Source organism: Parasedimentitalea huanghaiensis (assembly GCF_009753675.1).
In the GTDB taxonomy this organism is placed as follows: domain Bacteria; phylum Pseudomonadota; class Alphaproteobacteria; order Rhodobacterales; family Rhodobacteraceae; genus Parasedimentitalea; species Parasedimentitalea huanghaiensis.
Map to the genome: position 1 here is coordinate 1 of NZ_WQLV01000025.1, position 20,805 is coordinate 20,805.

At 54.1% G+C, this 20,805-nt stretch carries 19 protein-coding genes and 1 pseudogene; 7 read left to right on the top strand and 13 right to left on the bottom strand.

Annotated elements, in window-relative coordinates:
- Window positions 1-355: 355 nt before the first annotated feature.
- The 12 genes and pseudogenes from tssB (GO984_RS22270) to tssA form a co-directional block, all read right to left on the bottom strand.
- Window positions 356-832 (bottom strand): annotated as a pseudogene (gene tssB, locus GO984_RS22270) (type VI secretion system contractile sheath small subunit); the annotation flags it as partial.
- The gene (locus GO984_RS22275) at window positions 825-1,649 is read right to left on the bottom strand and encodes an ion transporter (RefSeq protein ID WP_245231219.1); all 825 of its coding nucleotides are present in this window, start codon (window positions 1,647-1,649) and stop codon (window positions 825-827) included. The pseudogene tssB (GO984_RS22270) and the gene GO984_RS22275, both read right to left, overlap by 8 nt.
- A gap of 54 nt (window positions 1,650-1,703) precedes the next feature.
- Window positions 1,704-2,801, bottom strand: a complete 1,098-nt coding sequence (locus GO984_RS22280) for a hypothetical protein (protein ID WP_157024744.1) — start codon at window positions 2,799-2,801, stop codon at window positions 1,704-1,706.
- An 18-nt stretch (window positions 2,802-2,819) separates the two neighbouring features.
- Window positions 2,820-5,528, bottom strand: coding sequence for a type VI secretion system ATPase TssH (gene tssH / locus GO984_RS22285; RefSeq protein WP_157024745.1), 2,709 nt, complete (start codon window positions 5,526-5,528; stop codon window positions 2,820-2,822).
- Between the two features lie 19 nt (window positions 5,529-5,547).
- The gene (gene tssG, locus GO984_RS22290; RefSeq protein ID WP_157024746.1) at window positions 5,548-6,588 is read right to left on the bottom strand and encodes a type VI secretion system baseplate subunit TssG; all 1,041 of its coding nucleotides are present in this window, start codon (window positions 6,586-6,588) and stop codon (window positions 5,548-5,550) included.
- Window positions 6,552-8,429 carry a type VI secretion system baseplate subunit TssF gene (gene tssF / locus GO984_RS22295; RefSeq protein ID WP_167740476.1) on the bottom strand — a complete coding sequence of 626 codons (1,878 nt, stop codon included), beginning with the start codon at window positions 8,427-8,429 and terminating at the stop codon, window positions 6,552-6,554. Before tssF ends, tssG begins: the two co-directional genes overlap by 37 nt.
- A 1-nt stretch (window position 8,430) precedes the next feature.
- Window positions 8,431-8,928, bottom strand: a complete 498-nt coding sequence (tssE, locus tag GO984_RS22300) for a type VI secretion system baseplate subunit TssE (RefSeq protein WP_138163477.1) — start codon at window positions 8,926-8,928, stop codon at window positions 8,431-8,433.
- A complete protein-coding gene (locus GO984_RS22305; RefSeq protein WP_157024747.1) occupies window positions 8,921-9,724 on the bottom strand; it encodes a type VI secretion system accessory protein TagJ in 804 nt (267 codons plus the stop codon). Before GO984_RS22305 ends, tssE begins: the two co-directional genes overlap by 8 nt.
- Window positions 9,725-9,799: 75 nt before the next feature.
- Complete coding sequence (locus tag GO984_RS22310; protein WP_167740477.1) at window positions 9,800-10,300, bottom strand: Hcp family type VI secretion system effector; 501 nt, start codon at window positions 10,298-10,300, stop codon at window positions 9,800-9,802.
- A gap of 66 nt (window positions 10,301-10,366) precedes the next feature.
- On the bottom strand, window positions 10,367-11,863 hold the full coding sequence (gene tssC / locus GO984_RS22315; protein ID WP_157024748.1) for a type VI secretion system contractile sheath large subunit: 1,497 nt from the start codon (window positions 11,861-11,863) through the stop codon (window positions 10,367-10,369).
- Between the two features lie 11 nt (window positions 11,864-11,874).
- Complete coding sequence (tssB, locus tag GO984_RS22320) at window positions 11,875-12,390, bottom strand: type VI secretion system contractile sheath small subunit (protein ID WP_138163481.1); 516 nt, start codon at window positions 12,388-12,390, stop codon at window positions 11,875-11,877.
- Between the two features lie 65 nt (window positions 12,391-12,455).
- Window positions 12,456-13,508, bottom strand: coding sequence for a type VI secretion system protein TssA (gene tssA / locus GO984_RS22325; RefSeq protein ID WP_157024749.1), 1,053 nt, complete (start codon window positions 13,506-13,508; stop codon window positions 12,456-12,458).
- Window positions 13,509-13,681: 173 nt separating this feature from the next.
- Here tssA and GO984_RS22330 point away from each other — a divergent pair, with 173 nt between their 5' ends.
- From GO984_RS22330 to GO984_RS23950, 6 genes are read left to right on the top strand one after another with little or no spacing between them, the layout of a single operon-like run.
- Entirely contained in the window at window positions 13,682-14,527 is an 846-nt protein-coding gene (locus GO984_RS22330) for a hypothetical protein (RefSeq protein WP_157024750.1), read from the top strand.
- Between the two features lie 26 nt (window positions 14,528-14,553).
- Window positions 14,554-14,973 carry a hypothetical protein gene (locus GO984_RS22335; protein WP_157024751.1) on the top strand — a complete coding sequence of 140 codons (420 nt, stop codon included), beginning with the start codon at window positions 14,554-14,556 and terminating at the stop codon, window positions 14,971-14,973.
- A 2-nt stretch (window positions 14,974-14,975) separates the two neighbouring features.
- Window positions 14,976-15,593, top strand: coding sequence for a MotA/TolQ/ExbB proton channel family protein (locus GO984_RS22340; protein WP_157024752.1), 618 nt, complete (start codon window positions 14,976-14,978; stop codon window positions 15,591-15,593).
- A 16-nt stretch (window positions 15,594-15,609) separates the two neighbouring features.
- Window positions 15,610-16,026 (top strand): ExbD/TolR family protein, encoded by a 417-nt coding sequence (locus GO984_RS22345; RefSeq protein ID WP_157024753.1) that lies wholly within the window; start codon window positions 15,610-15,612, stop codon window positions 16,024-16,026.
- Entirely contained in the window at window positions 16,023-16,430 is a 408-nt protein-coding gene (locus tag GO984_RS22350; RefSeq protein WP_157024754.1) for an ExbD/TolR family protein, read from the top strand. The genes GO984_RS22345 and GO984_RS22350 overlap by 4 nt, the downstream gene beginning before the upstream one ends.
- The gene (locus GO984_RS23950; protein ID WP_157024755.1) at window positions 16,427-17,989 is read left to right on the top strand and encodes a DUF4384 domain-containing protein; all 1,563 of its coding nucleotides are present in this window, start codon (window positions 16,427-16,429) and stop codon (window positions 17,987-17,989) included. Before GO984_RS22350 ends, GO984_RS23950 begins: the two co-directional genes overlap by 4 nt.
- Window positions 17,990-18,102: 113 nt before the next feature.
- On the opposite strand, the gene GO984_RS22360 is transcribed toward GO984_RS23950, so the two are convergent.
- Complete coding sequence (locus GO984_RS22360; RefSeq protein WP_342448128.1) at window positions 18,103-19,578, bottom strand: caspase family protein; 1,476 nt, start codon at window positions 19,576-19,578, stop codon at window positions 18,103-18,105.
- 189 nt (window positions 19,579-19,767) lie between these two features.
- Here GO984_RS22360 and GO984_RS22365 point away from each other — a divergent pair, with 189 nt between their 5' ends.
- The gene (locus GO984_RS22365) at window positions 19,768-20,805 is read left to right on the top strand and encodes an OmpA family protein (RefSeq protein WP_157024756.1); all 1,038 of its coding nucleotides are present in this window, start codon (window positions 19,768-19,770) and stop codon (window positions 20,803-20,805) included.

Consider the following 20,805-nt stretch of genomic DNA (forward strand, 5'->3'; position numbering starts at 1 on the left):
CTAGCGCCGCAAGGTCGCCGAGCACATCAGCGCTGTCATCCTCTTCTGGTGCGTCGATCTCTACCGCAGCCAGACTGGCCAAAGCATCTGACGCGGCGGTGTCAACTTCTACAGCAACCTCCTGCGCAGAGAGGGCATCCAGTACTCCCGCACTCATATCTTGTGGTTCAGGCGCAATTTCGACAGCAGCAAGGCTGGCCAATGCAGATGCAGAAGTGTCTTTTTCTGGTAAACTTTCAGGGGCCTGCGCACTCAGATTTGCTAGGATATCACTGCTTGTGTCCACTTCTGGTTCTGCCAACGCAACACCACGCAGACTTTCCAGCGCGTCCTCCATATCCGCAGCGGGGACATCTGACGACAGCGCTGACAACAAATTGGTATTGCCTAGAACCTTCTCGATCAGTGCTTCAGCCCCGGACTTCCCATCCATATAGGCCATCAGATTGCTCAACTGGCTGCGCGCCTCCAGCAAGGGCTGCAGCGCATCCACTTTGGCGGCGATGGCACCCGGGGAAAAATCCGCCATCTTTTCAAAAGTCAGGTCAATCGCCAGATTGCCCTCACCCGTCAGCGTATTAGGCACCGAGAATGCAGCTCTGGGCGCCATTGCCCTCATCCGGTCGTCAAAATTGTCAACGTCAATTTCAAGAAACTTACGATCCGCCACCGCAGGCTGCGCCACCTTGGATTTACCAGCAAGGTCACTCATCACACCCATGACAAATGGCAGTTGCACCTTCTTTTCGGCACCGTACAGCTCGACATCATATTCAATCTGCACACGCGGTGCCCGATTGCGGGCAATAAATTTTTGTGAACTATCAGCCATCGGTCTCTCCCCTTGCCGCCGCAAGTTCAGCGCGTAACGCGCGGATTTCACCGTGCAGTTCTTTCACATGCTCATCGATTATATCTGTTTCTGACCGTACCAAATTGCGCAGCTGTTCAAATTCAGCTTCGGCGTCATCTTCCACGGCTGTCTGCATCGTGTTGACCAACAAACCGATGAACAGGTTCAACACGGAAAAAGCAGTTATGATGATAAACGGGACAAAGAACGCCCATGCCATTGGAAACTCTATCATCACTGGCCGCACAATACCCATCGACCAGCTTTCCAACGTCATGATCTGGAACAGTGAATACAGGGACCGCCCCAGGGTCCCGAACCATTCGTCAAATGTAGCGCCGTACATCAGCGTCGCCATGACGGCGAAGACATAATAAACAATGGACAACATCACGATGACCGCGCCCATGCCAGGCAATGCATCCAGCAAGGCCTGCACAACGGCTCGCATCTGCGGCACCACCGACAATAGCCGCAAGGCGCGCAACACGCGCAGCCCCCGCAACGCCGACAGCCCCCGTGTGTCAGGTAAAAAGCCGATCGAAACCACAACAAAATCAAAAATATTCCAGGCCGATGCAAAGAACCGCCAGCCATAGGCAAAAAGTTTTAGCGCCAACTCAGCAACAAAGATCGCCAACACGGCGCGGTCAATCACTGACAGCAACCCGCCGATCTGATCAGTCACCATTGATGACGTACTAAGCCCCAGAGTAATCGCATTGAAAATGATAACGCCAAGGATCGTATTCCTGACGTTATCCTGCTCGACAAAGGCCCGAGCACGGTCTCTCATGCCTATGGCTTCCATTTGATGTTGCACTCTGCAAGGGTTCCCTTTGTTGCAGCTTCAGAAAGCTTTGGCCGCGCTGGAGGTCACGTCAGCAGCATTTTTGAAGAAATCAGCCCATTTGTTAGAGGTATCCAGATTTGGCACTTTCTTGGGCTGTGCCTTGACCAAATCACCCTTGGCCTTTTTCAAGGCCGCCAGCACATCGGCAGGCTTGCCGCCTAGTTGGGTTTCGAACTTCACGAGGTCAGCCTTGCCGCTGTTCAAGTCCTTCTGCGCCTGCTTGATCGTTTTATCGCCACTTTTATCGCCGTCGAGTTTGGATAGAGCAGTGTCGAATTCCTGTTTCACCTGCCCCACCTTAAGGGTCATCGCCTCGTGGTTTTTGTTAGCAGCCTCAATTGCAGCCAGCGCCTTGTCGATCGCCTTTTCCGCATTGCTCACTTCCTCTGCAGCGATCAGAACGTTGGCCCGATATTGCTTGGCGTATTCCGCAATATCCTTGGCTGTGGAAATCACCAAGGATACCGATTTGGTCAATAACGCCACCGCCCCAAGAATGGTCGCGACCAGTAATGGTGTCGCAGCACCCGCAGTGGCGACGGTCGCCACGACAGCAAAGGCGATGGCCGTGGCCACCACGACAAACTTGATGATTGTCCAAATCAGCTTGCCGTGATCTTTCTTTAACTTTGATCCTTCTTGGATCTTCTTGCAGCCTGCCTCGTGTGCTGGCTTGGTCAACTTACCAATGGCATCCTGATACAGCTTTTGCGCTTCCGCCCCGATTTTCACCAACTCGTTTTTCTTAAACGCGTTCATCTCATCCGAGGCTTGCTCCACCTGTTTCCCAGTTGGCGGAGTCTTGGCGTATTTCTTGGTAAAGGCCTTCTCCATCGACATCATTTCTTTTTCGACGCCATCCAGAAGCTTTTGAATCGCCTTCATGAGACCCGCCAGAGCCTTTTTATAGGCCTGCTGGATGGCCTTTCCGACAACCACAAGGTAGGAACTTTTACTGGTGTCACTGATCTTTGTCAGACCAGAATTCGTCCAGCTGAAAGTGGCATCCCCCTTAAGCTCGACATATTTCTTCGAGCTGGTCATCTTCATTTTTTCAACGACTTTGTAGCCATTCGCTTCCATAACAAACTGCATTGGTTAACCCCCCTGAAATCAATCGAATGAATAACTGAACTCACCATCTTCAATATCGATTTTGACCTTCTCAACCTCTTTGCCTTCCATCAGGCGGCGCAGGAATTCGGCTGAGATATCGGGCAGCATCGTATTGGTCACAATTGCATCGATCATCCGCCCGCCGGATTCCAGTTCCTGGCAACGCTCAACGATCTTATCGACCACCGCATCCGAATACTCGAACGGCACATTGTGCGACTCCATCACCCGCTTTTTGATCCGGTTCAGCTGCAGCACTGTGATCTTAGCAATCATGTCAGGGCTAAGTGGATAGTACGGAATGGTGACCAAGCGACCCAGTAGCGCCGCCGGGAAAATTTTTAGCAGCGGGTCGCGCAGCGCCTTTGTGATACCATCTGGATCAGGCAGCAGATCCGGATCGCTACACAGATCCATGATCAGTTCGGAACCAGCGTTTGAAGTCAGCAGGATTAGAGTGTTTTTGAAGTCAATCACTCGGCCCTCGCCATCCTCCATGACGCCTTTGTCAAAGACCTGGAAAAAGACCTCGTGCACATCGGGGTGGGCTTTTTCGACCTCGTCCAGCAGCACAACCGAATATGGTTTGCGCCGCACCGCCTCAGTCAACACACCGCCTTCGCCATACCCGACATAGCCCGGAGGCGCACCTTTCAGGCTGCTGACGGTGTGGGCCTCTTGGTACTCGGACATATTGATGGTGATGACATTCTGTTCGCCACCATACAGCACCTCGGCCAGCGCCAGTGCGGTTTCGGTTTTACCCACGCCGCTGGTTCCGGCCAAAAGGAACACGCCAATGGGTTTCGACGGATTGTCCAAGCCAGCACGAGATGTCTGAATGCGCTTCGCAATCATCTTCATTGCGTGATCCTGCCCGATCACCCGTTTGGCCAGGTGCTCTTCGAGGTTCAAAATGGTCTCGATCTCGTCGCTGACCATGCGACCCACCGGAATACCGGTCCAATCGCCAACCACCGAAGCCACCGCCTGATGGTCTACAATCGGGAGAATCAACGGGCTTTCCGCCTGCAGGGTTTCCAGCTCGGTATTCTTGTCCTTGAGCTGCTGCATCAGGTCAGCGCGCGCCTCGTCGTCCAACGGGCTATCGCCGGCCTCTTCTTCAGTTTCAGCAGGAGCATCCACTGGCGCCGCGCCTTCGCGTAGCTTGGCGCGCAGATCCAGGATCTCTTCGACAACGGCCTTTTCTGCATCCCAACGTTCGGTCAGACCAACCAGCCGTTCTTCCTCAGCTATTTTAGCAGTCTCGACCGCCTCGCGCCGGTCAGTGACTTCGTAGCCTGCGGTTTCATCACGACCGATGATGAGCAGTTCGGTGGTCAGAGCCTCAATCCGGCGTTGACAGTCGTCCACCTCGGCAGGTACAGCATGCTGACTAACAGCAACCCGAGCACAGGCGGTGTCCAACAGGCTGACCGATTTGTCCGGCAGTTGCCGCGCAGGAATATACCGCGCCGACAGGGTGACCGCAGCTTCGATACCTTCGTCAAGCACCTGCACACGGTGGTGTTTTTCCAACATCGATGCAATGCCGCGCATCATCAGGGTCGCCTTGGGGATGGAGGGCTCATCCACCTGCACCACCTGAAAGCGACGGGTCAGGGCCGGATCTTTTTCAATGTATTTTTTATATTCAGCCCAGGTGGTTGCGCCAATGGTGCGCAGGGTACCACGCGCCAATGCCGGTTTCAGCAAGTTAGCCGCATCGCCAGTACCAGCGGCCCCCCCTGCCCCGACCAGAGTATGGGTTTCGTCAACAAACATCACAATCGGCGTAGCGCTGGACTGCACCTCATCAATCACCTGACGCAAACGATTTTCAAACTCGCCCTTCATGCTGGCCCCGGCCTGCAGCAGGCCCACGTCCAACATCAGCAACCGAACATCATGCAGTGCTGGTGGCACGTCACCACGGGCAATGCGCAGAGCAAAGCCCTCGACCACCGCAGTTTTACCAACACCCGCTTCACCGGTCAGGATCGGGTTATTCTGGCGACGGCGCATCAACACATCGACGATTTGGCGGATCTCTTCGTCCCGGCCAACAATTGGATCAATCTCACCATTACGGGCTTGCTCGGTCATGTCAGTGCAGTACTGCTCCAGTGCTTCACCCTTGCCCATGGCCGCCGGCGCCATCGCGTCTGACGCCTCGCCCGGAGCCGCACCACCGCCTGTGGTCGAACCATCCTGCGCCCCCATAGTTTCTTCGGGCGAACCACTGGTGATTGATACAAAGTTGTCTGCCAGATCATCCGCCCCGATGCGTGCAAGTTCGGGCGTCATCGACGACAGGATATTGCGCAAGGCCGGGGTTTTCAGCATTCCCAGCAACAGATAACCACTACGCACCTGATTTGCCGAAAACAACAGCGACCCCCAAACCCAACCTCGCTCCATCGCGTCCATCAGGTGGTCCGACAGATCTGAGATCGTCGAGGCCCCACGTGGAAGCATATCCAGCGCCCGCGTCATTTCAGCGGCAATCTTACCGGGATCAAGATCATAATGTTCAACAATCCGGTGCAAATCGCTGTCTTGCCCGGCTAGGATCTGATGCATCCAATGCACCAGTTCTACATAGGGGTTGCCCCGCATTTTGCAGAACACAGTAGCGCTTTCAACAGCTTGATACCCCAATACATTCAACTTACCAAACAGGGCAACGCGGCTAATCTCAGTCATGTCAAATACCTTCCTCTACTCATTCACCCTGTGCAGACCCAAGGCCGGGATACAGGTACAAATCATCTACATCTGGTCGTTTTGCATCGGGGTCAGGCCGACTGCCTATCCAGCTGGTATGACCCAACCGAGTGCTGCCCCCCAGACTGGCGCGTGGCACCTGATCACCGGCCAGCACCAAATTGACATCCCAATCCAGCACATCCCCAACATAAGAGCGCACAATCGACCGCAGGCGGGTCAGTGCTGCGCCTCCGGGCAGCAATCGTTCATAGTCCGCCAAAGTCAGGGGACCGATCCGCAGCCGGAATTTGGAACTCCGGCTCCATACTTTGTCACCAACGCTGGTGGACTGCCCAAGCCCTCCCGCATAGCCCAACTGCCAGCGGTCATCCGGTTCCAGTTCCAGCCAACTGCCTATGAATTCCTGTAGTTGCACTGGCACATCAAAGAACGCTGACAAAATGGACACCAGCCCTTCGGGGTTTTTGGCGGCTTGTCCTAAGTGGCCGGCAAAATGCAGCTTGGCCATGTCAGGCATCTCGTCACGATTTTGCAAATGGTCACCATGGTACCCGCCCAATGCCGCCACCTGACGCGCCATCGGGTCGTCAGCCCGGTCGAAACTCACCGATGGCTGACCCTGTCCCCAGGCCCGATACAACAGACCCATCAGTCGATGCGTAAGCATATCAGCAAAAGCCACCAAAGTTGGATCGCGGTGATTGCGTTTACGGTCGCGGGCATACTCGGTCAAATGCAGTGGTAATGGACCCTGAGGGCCAAACAGACCAAAAAAGCGATTGGTCAACCGCGCAGGCTGATCACCCTGTGGAGGCTTGAAATCGGCAATCGTACTTGGCGGAAACGCCAATTCTGCCTCTTGCCCCAGACGCACCTTATCCTGGCGCGGTCGTCGGCTTTCGCCCAAACGCGGAGCATCGGCATAATGCGCCTCCAACACTCTGAGCGCCTGGAAAACATGGTGCTTTCCAGGGGATTCGACCAGCTGGTCGAAATGGCTCAGATCATCCGGCCCAGACCTGTTTCCGGTCGCCATCTGGCAATTTCCCCACGTTTTTCGGTTGTAAGAACAGTTTCGGTAAATGAATTTATGCTAGCATAGCGCCGCAAGAAACGCTCCAGCACCGCGCCAAGCGCATAGATATTGCTGCCTTCAAAAAAGCTCTCATCAAAGCCCAGTGTAATTTCCAACCCGCGTACAGCAGTCGATAGGATCTCGTCGCTCATCCGGCGCACAATGGGCCGGGTTGAAATAGAAACGATGCCCTCAAGCTGCTTTTCGGTCACCCTATTGCCCAGTGGTGCGTATAACCCAACCAACTCGCGCAGAGCCTCCGCAGAATGCCCTTTGCCAGTTTCAGTAACTGAAACGTAGTTTAGACTAAGATGAGAGATCAGCCTCCAGGCGGTGTCTCCTTGAGCCAATGTTGGACGCGGCCGTGTAGGTGACACCGGTAAACTGATCGAAGTAACAGGCCCGCCTTCAGGCAGGTGAAATACGTTCGCATCACCCGTGGCCAGCAACATGGGCAAGTCACGGTTGGTGCACAACGCCTTAACAGCCAGTTGTTCCAGATGTGGTGAGTACGGGGCCTGCGCCCGGTCCACCAATGTCACATAGGTTTCTGACCCAAGGTAAGAGCTGCGCACCCCGCGCAGTCTTTCCTTTTCTGAACGTTGCCGCATCCTGCGCTTAAGCGTGTAATAGGCTGGAAATGTTTCACCCGCGGCAGTGAAATCCGTGGCGGAATAAAACGGACGAAATACCACATCGTCCTCCCCCTCGCCACTGATGCCAGCAACGGAACTCAAGCTGTATATCTCGAAATCCAGACCAGCAGTGCGATTGGGAACCACGTGATGCTCAGTATCATGGGCCGTGATCTGAACCCGGTCACAGCGTTTTTCAAAGAGATTCACAGCTGGCACAGCATTTAGGGTAAAGACCTCAGGCGTCACCACTTGAGCAACTTCGCTCATGCCTTCGCGAAGCAGGATATATATATCGACCTCTGCGCCCTTTGCCCGCTGCAACGCTGGTAAAAGCCCCTGCAATTCGACAAACCGGAATCTTTCGGGCATTGCAAAAAATTCTTGCAACAGACGATAGCCATCAAACACCTGTCTTGGTGTAGGTAACAGCGCCTCTTCCGGATCAAAACCGCGCTGAACAACCCGGCCCTGCGGCAAAGAAATATGCCAATCTGCGCGTCGATCAGTGGACCGAGCAACCAAGCCCTGTACCTGAGTACTCAGCAGTTCCAGCAGCGGCCAACTGTTGCCGCCTGCATTGCCCAGAAAAACCGTCAGCTTATCCATCGCCAAGTCAGAAATTGCTTCGCCATCTGAGCGTCGCAATCGCAATCTTATACCAGCCCGGGCATCAACACCGCCTGCCACCCCAGCGGCCACCAATTCACCACGCCCGTCAATATAGTTGGCCTCTGTGATTTCAATGGGCCACATAGTCATTTCACTGGCAGTACGAAACTCGCAGGCAGTCTGTTCACCTTCTGTCAATCGACTGCGCAGCACTGAACCGCGTGGCAGCATATACCCGCTTTTGACAGCTGAATTGGTGATATCGGGGGTTAACGCAGCAATCATCATCGACGGGGTGGGCGCAAGGTAGTGAGGGTAGATAATTTCCAGCAGGTTTGAGGTGAAGTTGGGATATTGCAACTGCAATTCCAACTGCACTCGCGCTGATAGAAACGCTACTCCTTCGAGAAGACGTTCGACGTAGGGATCCAAAACCTCGACGCCTTCCATACCCAAACGCGAAGCAATTTTGGGATAGGCCTCTGCAAATTCACCACCCATATCGCGCAGGTAGTTTAGTTCGTTTTCATAGTGTTCAAGAAGACGTGTATCCACGCTACACACCCCTTTCCACAGCGACTTCACCCGTGGTCAGATCAACCTTGCTGCGCAGGTACAATTCCAGCGGCATCGGCTGCGCCCACATATCGGCGCGAATATCCAGACCAACAGTCATTTCGGTCTCATCAGTCTCGCTCCGCAAAAGCACGTCTACAGACCCTTCAATAATCCGCGGCTCATAGGCCGTAACGGCCTGCTCGATCGAGCGGCGGATGGCTTCGGCTTTTTGGTTCGTCGAATATTCGCCCGTCACTTCTGCCAAGCCGTAGTTAAGTACCGATCGCGCCACTGCAGGATAACGTTCAACATCAAAGTGAGACTCGGCATTATGGGTGTTCAACAGCCAAGATAAATCCCGCTGAATAATTTCACGCAGTCGGTTCAAATCAATAACACGCGAATCTCGGGTTTCTTTCAAATCTCCTGGGTTTTGATCGCTCAGCCGGTCCAGCAATGAGGGCTGCAGGCGTTCGGCTAGTGTCTTGTCAGCCATCGTCTTCCTCAGACCCATCCATTTTCAGTGTACGCAGGTCCATCAGCGCAAGGTCAGCCTGATCGGTGGTCAGCAATCTTTGTCCTGTGCCAATAAAGGTGTCGTCCCCGGCATCGGTCCACTCGGTAGCCCGCGCGAGCATCAATGCAGGATCCGCCTGCGTCGAACTGGGATATCGAGTGGGAATCAGCGCCGCAAGTTCACCACCATTCGACAAAGTCAGGGTACCCGCAGTCCAGACTGCATCTCGCAGATCACTTGGGGCTTCGACTTCCAGCGTACTAATCTGTGCAAAGGGCAGCCAGAAATAGCGCCCGTTTACAATGACCTCAAGGACTGGACCCAGCCGCATATCGGCATCTGCAATCCACTCAAACCGATCACCATTTAGTTCGCCGGTACTGGCGGGGGCCCCATCAAAGGCGCGGGCGCGCAGGTCTGCCGCCTCTCGCACTTTACCTTGGGCCGATAACTTTTGTGCTTCAATCAGCAACGCTAGCCATTCGTCTGGTTCGCCAAAAATCAGCGGATCTTTCTCACCGGCAAAAACCTTTTCCCGGTAAACTTCGCAAATGATTGCCTCCCGATAGGCCTTGGCCATCATCGTTGCGCTTTCATCAAGTTCAGCGCTGAGTTTCAGTTGTGCAATGGCACGTTTCCAATCGCCCAACACACAAAGCAATTGAAACAGAAAGATGCGCAATCTGGCATCAGAGGGATTGGCGCGTACCAAGTCTTGCAGCGCCACAAGCGCAGCAGCGGGGTCACCGGATTTCAAATGCTCTTCGGGTGTCATTGCAATTCGCTCCGTCGTTTAATTCACAGCGCCAGATGTCTCCGGGCGTAAAACGCCCGGAGCAGCTATGCTGGACTATTCGACTTTGCCGGTCTGAACATTCCACTTGAAGGTACCTTCAGTGGTCAGCTTACCAGTTTTCTGATCGGTCGATTTGTACTCGATCTCAATTCCGGCATAAGCCAATGACCAGGTCTCTTCTGGAATACCATCTTCGCTACCTGACAGCGAATAGGTGTCAATCACAACATCTTTCAGTTTCCAGATGCAATAGACCAACAAACCATCAGATGCACTGTCACCTGACCGGCACCAATGCATTTTGATTTCCGGACGCACGGTGCCGTTTGCAACAGACAGTGCTAGGTCATTTGACGCCTTGCCCATCTGTGAAGTCAGCTCGAGTTTACCAAAATTGGAATTCGCGTGCATCCGTTGGGTCGAGCCAAGGTCGGTCATTTCAACCGCCCGCTCAACATTCCAACTTGCAGATTGCACAACAATCCATTTCTTGTGTCCATCTTCCATTGCGTCGCCGTCAATGTCCGAAATGTCGACAAACATGTTAGCAGCCATTTTTCTATCCTTTCAAATTCAACTACTCGTTACGTGTTTTTCTGGGTTAGCCTGATGAGTGTCAAATCAGGCACCTTTTTCCGAGGGCAGCTTAGATACCAGCCGCAGCGAGACAGAAAGGCCTTCGAGCTGGTAATGCGGGCGCAGGAAAAACTTAGAGCTGTAATAGCCCGGGTTGCCCTCGACCTCTTCCACCACCACTTGGGCAGCGGCGAGAGGCTTGCGCGCCTTTTCGTTCTCCGAGGAGATCTCGGCGTTGAAATCAACGTAATTGTTGATCCAATCCTGCAGCCAGGATTCCATGGCCTGGCGACTTTTGAATGATCCAACTTTGTCTCGGACCATACATTTCAGATAATGTGCAAACCGGCAGGTGGCGAACAAGTAAGGCAGTCGCGCACCAAGGTTAGCATTCGAAGTGGCATCGGGATCATCGTATTCAGCGGGCTTGTGCAGCGATTGCGCCCCCATGAACGTAGCCACATCTGTATTCTTTCGATGGAGCAGAGGCATCATGCCATTTTTTGCAAGCTCTGCTTCGCGCCGATCATCAATAGCAATTTCAGTTGGACATTTTTGATCCACCCCACCATCGGTGGTCGGGAAAGTATGTGAAGGCAGGCCTTCCAATGTTCCGCCGCTTTCAACACCGCGAATACGCGAACACCAACCATAGGATTTGAATGATCGGGTGATGTTCATTGCCATGCCGTAGGCCGCATTGACCCAGGAATAGTGACCGCTGTCAGCGCTGCCTGTGTCCTCTTCAAAGGCAAATTCTTCCACCGGATCGGTCTTAGACCCATAGGGCATACGACCTAGGAAGCGTGGCATGGCCAAACCAACATATTTGGCATCTTCACTTTCGCGCAGGCTGCGCCATGCGGCGTATTCCGGCGTTTGAAAGATCTTGGTCAAATCGCGTGGGTTCGAAAGTTCCGACCAGCTGTCCATCTGGAACAGCGAGGGTTTTGCGCCGGTGATCAAAGGTGCATGGGATGCAGCTGCAATCTTGGACATTTCACCCAGCAATTCGATATCCGGTGGCGACTGGTCGAAGTGATAGTCGGCAACCAGGGCACCATAGGGTTCACCGCCCAACTGGCTAAATTCCTCGGTGTAGATCTTCTTGAAGATCGGGGATTGATCCCAGGCGGTGCCTTTAAATTTTTTCAGGGTCTTGTGCATCTCTTTCTTTGAAATGCTCATCACACGGATTTTCAGCTGTTCGTCGGTCTCGGTGTTGTTGACCAGATAATGCAGACCGCGCCAGGCGCTTTCCATCTGCTGAAATTCTTCATTGTGCAGAACCAGATTGACCTGTTCGGTCAGCTTCTTATCGATCTCGGCAACGATGCTTTCGATGGAGCGCAGCGCGTCATCACTGATTAACCCGGTATTGGCCAGCGCCTGTTCGGCCAGCGTCTTAACCGCGGATTCCACCGCTGTCTTGGCTTGGTCCGATTTGGGCCGGAATTCTTTTTGCAGCAGGTTGGCAAATTCACTGGAGCCAAATGCTTCTTCACCACCAGCGGCTTCTGCTTCGAGTTGTTCTTCAGCCATTGTTACCCTCCTTACTCTTCAGCGTCGCTACTGCCACCCGGCGCTGCCTGCGCCGCGAGGGTTTTCAACAGACTTGGGTCCTGAATGATTTTTGCGATCAGATCTTCAGCACCAGTTTTACCGTCCATGTATGTCATCAGGTTAGACAGCTGAGTCCGCGCTTCAAGCAATTCACGCAGCGGCGCGACCTTGGCAGCAATTGCTGCTGGCTTGAAATCATCCATGCTCTCAAAGGTGATATCAACCGCGAGATTGCCCTCACCCGTCAGGGTATTTGGCACCGTAAATGCCGCCCTTGGCGCCATTGATTTCATCCGGTCGTCAAAGTTGTCGACATCAATTTCCAAAAACTTACGATCGGCAACGCTCGGTTGCTCAACCTCGGATTTGCCAACCAAATCGCTCACCACTCCCATCACAAATGGAAGTTGAACTTTCTTTTCTGCACCATAAAGTTCGACATCATATTCGATTTGAACTCTGGGCGCCCGGTTTCGCGCTATGAATTTCTGTGAACTGCCGGCCATCTGGTACTCCTTGCTCGTCAATCGTTACGCCACCGCACCACTGAAACTGGGTGCAGGCGGCAAAATCAGTCGTCGTCGTCAATGCCCCCGATCAAGTGGACATTGCTGATGCCTTGCGGAGCCATATCGGTAATGATGGCAAGGAAATCCGCTCCCACCAATCGCTTGGCCCGTTCCAGCAAGACAGGTACCGGGCTGGACGGTTCCGCGCGGCGATAATAGCCAATGATTCGATCCAGGGCATTCGATACATCCGAAGGCGAATTGATTCCCGTCGTACCGCCCCCGGCTGCCGCCATCACAACGGGAGCCTCGGAACCCGCCTCTGCTCCTTCGGCTTCAACACCCTCATCTGTTTCAGCCTCTTCCATGCTGGCATATTCACGCAAACGTTTGCCCATTTGCTGCAGCAATTTAACCAAGGGGTTCAGATCAGGTCCTTGCCCAGGCGTATGTTCATCGAAGGCCGCTGAAATTGCTTTGACGTTGGTTGTAGAAGTTTCGATCGCTTCCACGCGTAGAGCAAGTTCAGCATCATCGCTATCTTGGAATGCCGCGCTGACAGTGGCGGTATCCGGCACGCTCTCCATATTGCTGGGCGCGGGCACCACTCCTTCTGCAACTTCAATATCGCGCAGCGAAAACCGGCCAAAACCTCGGCTGTCACTTAATGGTGCACGACGCAGGCTACGATAAACCGGTGAGGGACCTGCCATATCGTCAGGCTGGCCGCAAAGATCCTGCACTGCATTGATCCGCATTGTGGGATCACCATCATCTTCGTCCAGCTCGGGATGGCAGGTCTCCCAGTATTGCTCCAGACAGCCACGCAGAAAGGTGGTGGCGTCAGCAAAACCGGTCAACCCTTCAGAATGAAGGATAGCATCCGACAAGAATACTGCTGCGCGAATATCGTGACTGCGCTCCAAAACCAGCAGCGCATTTTTCTGAACTTCGCGGTAATCAGGATCCGAAGCTTCGGTAGTGGTGTCACCCAGAACAATTTCCTCACCGGGCAAAGCGGCCAGTTCCATATCCGTGAACGTCGGATCATATTCGAGGTTCTCGCCACTTGGGGCGCCATCCTCTTTGGACTGCAATAGTACAGTCGGATCCATGCAAGCGACCTCCAGAAAATTGGTCTTCGCAGTCCAAGCTTTGCCGTCAGGGTAGAGAAATACACCTCTGGAGAAGCTGGATTGCGAAACAATAAACAATAACTTGACCCCAAGTGAGCCTTATCGTTTTGTTAAAGTCAATTAGATTCACCTGTTTTTGTGGAGACCTCGTTATGGTCGCAAGCCGCGTATTGGGCGAAGATGTTAGGTCAATGGTGCGCAAAGGCGCCCGTGAGCGGATGTGCTTTGGCTTTTGTTTGGACAAACAGAACGATCCATTATTGATGGTCGAGCCGGGTAAAAAGCCCGAAGCCCTGCGTGCTCCACTAAAAAACGAAGGGGGCGGTCCACCGATGATATGGGGCACCTATGTTGTGCGCTCAGAACAAATGGAGATGATTTGCGAGAAGGTATCCGCCAAAACAATCACCGGGCTGAAAAAATTTCTGCGCAAGAATCAGCCTAAGGTCAACGTGCTATTCTACGACAAAGGCGGCAACCTTCTGGACAGCCTCAAACCAGAGAAGTCAGATGGTGTGGTTATCGACGACAAGGTGTCAGATCTGGCCCCGCCGGGTGAGAGCGGCAAATCTGCACAGGAACTGGTGAAACGTCTGAAGAGAATCCATCCTCGCATCGCTCTGGCCCCTGGCCCATTGGAAATGAAGCTGAAACGCGCGCTGGCCAGATCTGTAAAGCTGGTCAACGACGGCAAACTGCAAGAGGCAGAGACGCTCATTACCATGATCGAAATGGCCTTGGCCAAAATAGGCAAGACCATTGAAAATGACAAACGCACCCAAGCCCGTGCGCAACAAAGTCGGGACCGTATGAGTTTGGGCGCAGGCGTAAAACGAGCGCAGGCCCTGCGTGCCAATGTTGCGCGCACCCCTGGCTCGACACGCAGCAAATTGGACCGCGCGGTGCACAAGGCTGCCCAATTGCTGAAGTCTCGTGACATGAACGGGGCAAACAAAATGATGGACCGAATTGAAAAAGCACTGGCAACGATCAACTGAACAAAAACCGCAAACCGGAGATCCGAATGACATTTAAACACATGGTTGCCGTCTTTCTATTGGCGGCACTGCCTTTGACTGGGCAGGCTGAAACCGGCCAATTGCAGGTCGAACTGAACAAGGTCGAAGAAATTGAAGGCGGCGGATGTCGGGCGTTTTTTCTGTTTCGTAACCAGACCGGCAAAAGTTTCTCTGGATTTGAAATGTCATTGGCAATTCTGGATGGGCAGGGCGTGATTGACCGTTTGTTGTCTATCGATGCCGCGCCATTACCCGTGCAACGCACCACGCTAAAACTGTTCGAAATCCCTGAAATCTCTTGCGGAAACATATCGGAAATACTGCTCCACGACGTGACCTCATGCCAGCCACAAAACGAGGAACAGATGGATTGCTTTCCCATCCTTGATCTGGGATCGAAAACCGCAGCTCAGTTGGTGAAATAGCGATGACCGCAATTTGGGAACTGCTGGGCACCGGGGGACCGGTAATCGCATTGCTGGCGCTTATGTCTGCGATGTCGCTGACGCTTATTGGCGTAAAACTGGCGCAGTTGTGGCGGGTGCGTTCAGGCGAAGATATGCGCACAGCTGCCCTAGAGCATTGGAAGGGCGGCGATCGCCACGCGGCAATGGCGTCGGTATCGGATGGCCGCTCTCCGGCCGACCGGGTGATGAGCTATGCCATGCAGGCACTGAACAGCGGCCTAAAAGGCCCCCGCCTAGAGGGCGAATTACTGCGGCGGGGCAATGAAGAAGTCGCGCAGATGAACAGCCTGATTCGGTTGCTGGAACTGGTTGCCATGGTGTCGCCTTTGCTGGGCCTCTTGGGCACTGTGTTAGGAATGATCCAATCCTTTCAGGAGTTGGAGCTGGCACAGGGTGCGGCAAATGCCTCCGTGCTTGCGGGTGGTATCTGGCAAGCCCTTTTGACTACGGCTGCCGGGCTATTAGTAGCCATTCCTGCCGCCATTGCTGCTGGGTTGTTTGCTGCGCGAATTGAAGGCGCAGCGTTGCACATAGAAAGCGCGGTTGGGCAGTTGCTGCTGATCAACGAGACCAGCTAGCCTAGGAGGCGGTGCGATGAACCTCAAACGGCAAGCCCAGCCCCGCGCCCTGATTTCATTGGTGCCAATGATCGACGTGATGTTGATTTTGTTAGTGTTTTTCATGGTCACTTCGACCTATCTGAACCTCGATATGATCCCGGCTTTGCGACCGGATACAGACAGCGTAGCAACGACCGTGAGTGCGCAACCCGAAGGCTCGATCATGATCCGCATTGGTGCTGATGGCCACGCCGTGCTGCGCGGTCGGCAGCTCGGCGCTGACGCGGTAACAGACCATCTGACAACTGAAATTGCCCGTGAGCCTTTGATACAAGTCCTGATCTTACCGTCAGGTGCGGCCCCTATGCAGGCCCTCATTTCGGTAATGGACAGCGCAGCATTGGCTGGTGTGCAACGCCTGCGTGTGTTGAGACTGGAGGCCAGCCAATGAAACTAAGCCGCCCCCCTCGCGCAGCACAATCTGAAACGATTATCGCCCTTATCGATGTGGTATTCTTCCTACTGGTCTTCTTCATGTTGATCGGACGCATGGACGCTACCGCCCCGTTTGAAGTCCGCCCCCCTATGGCGCAGTCAGGGCGCGACATGCCAGCCGGGGGCGTGACCCTGGCCGTAGCTGCAGATGGTTCTCTGGCGTTGGATGGCGACGAAGTCAGCACGCAAGACCTGGCAACCGCACTGACCAGCCAGCTGGCACAGCAACCCGACCTACGCCTACGTATCAACGCACATCGAGCCACCGAACTGCGCCATGTTCTGCCTTATGTGACACAGGCTGAACAATTGGGCGTGCGCGATGTCGTGCTGGTCGTTACACCAGAGCGTGACGAGTGAGGTTTAGTCCCGGCATATGGGCTGGCGGGATCTTAGGCTCGGCTTTGGCTCACTTGGGATTTGCGGCGCTGCTGCTATGGTCGTTACGGCCTGATATTGTTGAAAACCAACCCAGCCCCCAAAGCGAACTACAGCTCCAAGCCTACCGCATCCCGCGCAGCGAGGCAGTACCGCAAGCTCCAACAGCGGATCCAGCCGCCCAGGCTGACACCCAAGGAGAAGGGCTTGCGACTGGAGAAATTCCTAAATCGACAGCTTCTTCGATGGTGCCCCAAAGCGACCAGATCGAACCCGCTCGCCCCACCAGTACCACGCTCAACGCAGCCAAAGATCCTGCTCCGCAGGCTACACCTTTAGCACCGACCCCTGCCACACTGCCCCCCGCGCCTTCTCCAAGTGATCAAGTTATTGCAACAGCGCCAGCGGTAACACCTCTTGTCGTAAGTGAAGCGATGGTTGCAGACGTAACAGCGGCGGCTACGCCTGAAGTTTCTTTGACGAAAGCCGTGCCTCTGCCAGTTTTGCAGTCCTCCTCGATCGCCCAACCCTCGCCCGTACCGCTAGCCCAAACCCCTACCTTGGCAGATGCAGCACCGGTACTTGCCCCCGATGCACAGTCATTGGACAATACTCAACCCACGAGCACACAAAGCTTGCAACAATCCCCGGATGCAACCGCTTTGACTGAACACCCCCCTGCCCCGGTTACTGCCACCCTGTCCAAACCCGATGTGCCCCACATTAAGGCCGCGCTGGCATTTTCTGGTGAAGGGGCTGGTCAGGCCGATCCAGTGTCGCTGGCTGCTTTCCAGAGCTTTATGCAGCCCGGAGACGTCAGCGCTGCGGGTGATCCGTTGCGCGATGGGGTGTCAGGGATTCTGGCTGCGGTGCCATGTTCGCGTTTGCAAGTCGTGTTTGATCCTGAAACTGCAACACTCAATCTGCGCGGCCATCTCCCAGAAACCGGATTGCGCGCCCCGGTTCTGGCAGCCCTACAAGCGCAAATGGGAGCTGACATTCAAGTCTCGGATCAAATGAAAATTCTACCCCGCCCGCAATGTGGTGCGCTGGCAGGAATTTCAAATGTCGGACTGCCCCAGAGTACCGACCAAATCACCAACCCCCGGCTAATTGGCGCTGACACCCACGCCCGAGTGCTGGATTACGTTGGCGGCGATCGTCTCTTTTTTGATCTGACCGCACCAGACTATGACGCCTATGTATATGTCGATTACTTTGATGCAGGAGGAGATGTGCTGCACTTATCTCCTAACGCTGCAGCCCCTCTTTCGCTAACCCCGGCCCAAAACCGCTTGCGGGTAGGCGCCAAAGCCGCTTCAGATCCGGGTCTACAGATCACTGTAGGACCGCCCTATGGTCAGGAAATTGCCGTTGCTTTTGCTGCATCACATCCCCTGTATTCGGATTTACGCCCGATTAGTGAAGAGGCCGCGCCCTATTTGGCGTGGCTGTCTGAACGTGTCAGCGAAGCGCGTGCTGCACATCCCGATTTCAAAGGGGAATGGGTCTATTTCTTTGTGTCCACCACGACGCAATAAGGGGGCAGATGCTCCCCCTACGGCCAGATCATACCTGTTCCGGCGTTCCCGATGACGCAATTAGAGGTGACCACACAAACTAAAATATCAGCGGCCCACGACAAAAAGACGGATTATTGACAACCACCGGAGGCCCAGCTTTTCAGGGCGCGTTTCATAACTCCCCCATATGGGTGTTGCTTCGTCAGAGACCGCTGCATTGTCAGGTTAAGATAGGCATTGGCCTGCGTGCACAGGCGTTCGCGGTTCCATTGATGGCAATTGGAACAGGCCTGCCCCTTCCAATATGCTTCAGGCAGGCCTTCAATGGGGGGGAATTCAGGTGAACCCGTAATCAATTCCGCTAGCGATTTTCCAGACACAGGACCCAAATCAGACACCAGTGGGCTGGCAAAAGTAATTGGCCCCGCCTCGGGCGAATCTGGGGTCGATGTTGAGCTATCAAGTTCTTCAGCAACCTCCGTTTCATCTTCGCCGCCCGCCTCTGGGTCGGTACTGGTTCCGGCACTCAGAGAGATTACTTCGGCCCGAACCATTTCAGAATAAGTCCCATTTGGATAGGCCTGAAGATACGCCTCATAGGCGGCTATGCTGCCATCCGCCTGAGCGGACTGGAACAGTTGGTTTTCTGCCTCACCCGGTAGTGGGACAGGATCAGTGGGTGGCGGCGCCAGTTCCTTTTCGATGATTTCGGCCAGCAACGTGCGTGCTTCATCCGCATACTCGCCATTAGGATAGCCCCGTAGATATAGGGTCAATTGCACCGGATCACGCGTTGCTTGCACCGATTGCCACACCTGCAGCTCGCCTGCTGCGGCTGGCTTAGGGGGCTCAGGTTGATCTATGAACAAGAAATCGCTCACGAGCGACGAGGCGTCCCAGGGCGTCTGCAATCCATTGCTTTCTTTCAATACAGCCCGACGCACCTGTTTAAACAATTGTTCGACAGGCTGACCGGGTACAGATATTTGGTCCACCACAGCCCGGGTAAAGGGACTATTTCCTTCCAGTCCGTCTAACGCGACGCCCCCAGGGGCGGTTGCATAGGCCAGGAACGTACCCGTCGGCGCTTTCATCTCGGCCAGGCCGTTATCGTTCAATTCGGGGATATCGCCAAACGGGTTGTTGCGGCAGGCATCTAGAATTACGATATTGGTGCGATTGCGCGCTGACGCCATCTGGCGCAAAACCGACTGCGCCTCAACTGCAACTAGATCGAGATCTGCAGGGTCCTCTAGTGCGACGTCCACAGGCAACAGATAATTGTTGCCAAAGCTCTGCACGCCATGTCCGGCATAATAGAACAACCCGGTCGCATCACTGCCGGCCTTTCGCAGGGCGCGGCCAAACTGGGCAATGGCCCTTTTCATCTCCAGCTGGGTGGCGTCACTCAGCAATGTTACTTTGAACCCCACCTGCTCCAGCGCATCCGCCATCAACTGGGCATCATTCACTGGATTATCCAGAGGTGAAACAGAACCATAGGCGGAGTTGCCGAAAATTAGGGCAAGCCGCTCTTCAGCATTGGCTTTGACACCCCAAGCCAGTGGCAGTGCCAACAGGCAAAGCATATAGAAAATTCGTCTCACGCTCACACTCCAACTAAGCAACCAGCCAACTAGCCGCAATAGGCATAGCTTAGCAGAAAACCGTTAGCAAACTATCGCGATACTTGCCTAAAGGTGCAAGTTTCCTGTTAGTATGGGAAAACCACACGAAGTTTATGCTTCGGCCTTAGTGCCAAAGTTCCGTTTAATTGTTTTGAAAGTGGCTTTGCTATGCGATTATTCCCTTCCCTGTCAGCTCTCGTACTGATGTGCCTACCCGGTTTTTTGTCGGCACAAAGCCCATTTGAAAACGGGTGGCAACTGGATCAGGTGGCATCGAACATCACCTACATGTCGATTAAGAAAGGTCACATTGCCGAAACCAATAGTTTTGCCACGGTGAATGGTCAGATCAGCGAAGACGGCACAGCGGTGCTAACCATTGCATTGGATTCAGTCGATACCGCGGTTGATTTGCGCAACGTACGAATGCGGTTCTTGTTTTTTGAAACATTCCTGCACCCTCAAGCTGTCATTACAACGCATCTCGACGCCGCTGAATTGGCAGACTTACCAAATCTGCGCCGCAAAGAAGTGACATTACCATTTTCGCTTTCCTTGCACGGCGTTAAAGCCGAACTAAGCGCGCCAGTCATCATTTCGCTAATAAGCAATGACCGGATCAACGTTGCGACCGTCAAACCAATTCCAATTCTGATGAAAGACTTCGGTCTCGAAGCCGGACGGGCCAAACTGGAAGAAGCAGCTGGCGTGACCATCACCCCTCTGGCCATTGTTAGTCTGAACCTGACCTTTGACCGGACCACCCCTGGCACAGCCCTGCCTCAACCAACGCCCGTAGTTGCCGCTTCGGCCGCCTTAGAGACCGAAGGTAATTTCGACAGGGCCGCTTGTGTCGGTCGGTTCGAAATCTTATCGAAAACTGGCAGCATTAATTTTGCCCCTGCCGGGTCACGGCTAGATCCAAGCTCTACTGCCCTGCTAGACACACTGTATGATGTCGTTAGTCGGTGTCCTGACCTCGTGATTGAAATTGGGGGCCATACCGACAGTCTCGGAAAAGCCTCTCAAAACGTACGGCTCAGTGAGCGGCGTGCAGACGCAGTGTCGGAATACCTGCACGAAAAAGGTATACCTGAGGCCCGTATGAAAGTGACCGGGTATGGTGAGACACAGCCTCTGGTTCCGAACAACACAGCACAAAACCGGGCCAAAAACCGGCGGATCGAGTTTTTGGTCGTAAACTAG

Bases quoted from the DNA above. Each gene is read 5' to 3' on its own strand.
- GO984_RS22305 (WP_157024747.1), bottom strand. From the start codon at position 9,724: ATGACACCCGAAGAGCATTTGAAATCCGGTGACCCCGCTGCTGCGCTT.
- GO984_RS22310 (WP_167740477.1), bottom strand. From the start codon at position 10,300: ATGGCTGCTAACATGTTTGTCGACATTTCGGACATTGACGGCGACGCA.
- tssE (WP_138163477.1), bottom strand. From the start codon at position 8,928: ATGGCTGACAAGACACTAGCCGAACGCCTGCAGCCCTCATTGCTGGAC.
- GO984_RS22365 (WP_157024756.1), top strand. From the start codon at position 19,768: ATGCGATTATTCCCTTCCCTGTCAGCTCTCGTACTGATGTGCCTACCC.
- GO984_RS22280 (WP_157024744.1), bottom strand. From the start codon at position 2,801: ATGCAGTTTGTTATGGAAGCGAATGGCTACAAAGTCGTTGAAAAAATG.
- GO984_RS22345 (WP_157024753.1), top strand. From the start codon at position 15,610: ATGAACCTCAAACGGCAAGCCCAGCCCCGCGCCCTGATTTCATTGGTG.
- GO984_RS22330 (WP_157024750.1), top strand. From the start codon at position 13,682: ATGGTCGCAAGCCGCGTATTGGGCGAAGATGTTAGGTCAATGGTGCGC.
- tssG (WP_157024746.1), bottom strand. From the start codon at position 6,588: ATGGCGACCGGAAACAGGTCTGGGCCGGATGATCTGAGCCATTTCGAC.
- tssB (WP_138163481.1), bottom strand. From the start codon at position 12,390: ATGGCCGGCAGTTCACAGAAATTCATAGCGCGAAACCGGGCGCCCAGA.
- GO984_RS22275 (WP_245231219.1), bottom strand. From the start codon at position 1,649: ATGAGAGACCGTGCTCGGGCCTTTGTCGAGCAGGATAACGTCAGGAAT.
- tssH (WP_157024745.1), bottom strand. From the start codon at position 5,528: ATGACTGAGATTAGCCGCGTTGCCCTGTTTGGTAAGTTGAATGTATTG.
- tssA (WP_157024749.1), bottom strand. From the start codon at position 13,508: ATGGATCCGACTGTACTATTGCAGTCCAAAGAGGATGGCGCCCCAAGT.
- GO984_RS22340 (WP_157024752.1), top strand. From the start codon at position 14,976: ATGACCGCAATTTGGGAACTGCTGGGCACCGGGGGACCGGTAATCGCA.
- tssC (WP_157024748.1), bottom strand. From the start codon at position 11,863: ATGGCTGAAGAACAACTCGAAGCAGAAGCCGCTGGTGGTGAAGAAGCA.
- GO984_RS22335 (WP_157024751.1), top strand. From the start codon at position 14,554: ATGACATTTAAACACATGGTTGCCGTCTTTCTATTGGCGGCACTGCCT.
- GO984_RS22350 (WP_157024754.1), top strand. From the start codon at position 16,023: ATGAAACTAAGCCGCCCCCCTCGCGCAGCACAATCTGAAACGATTATC.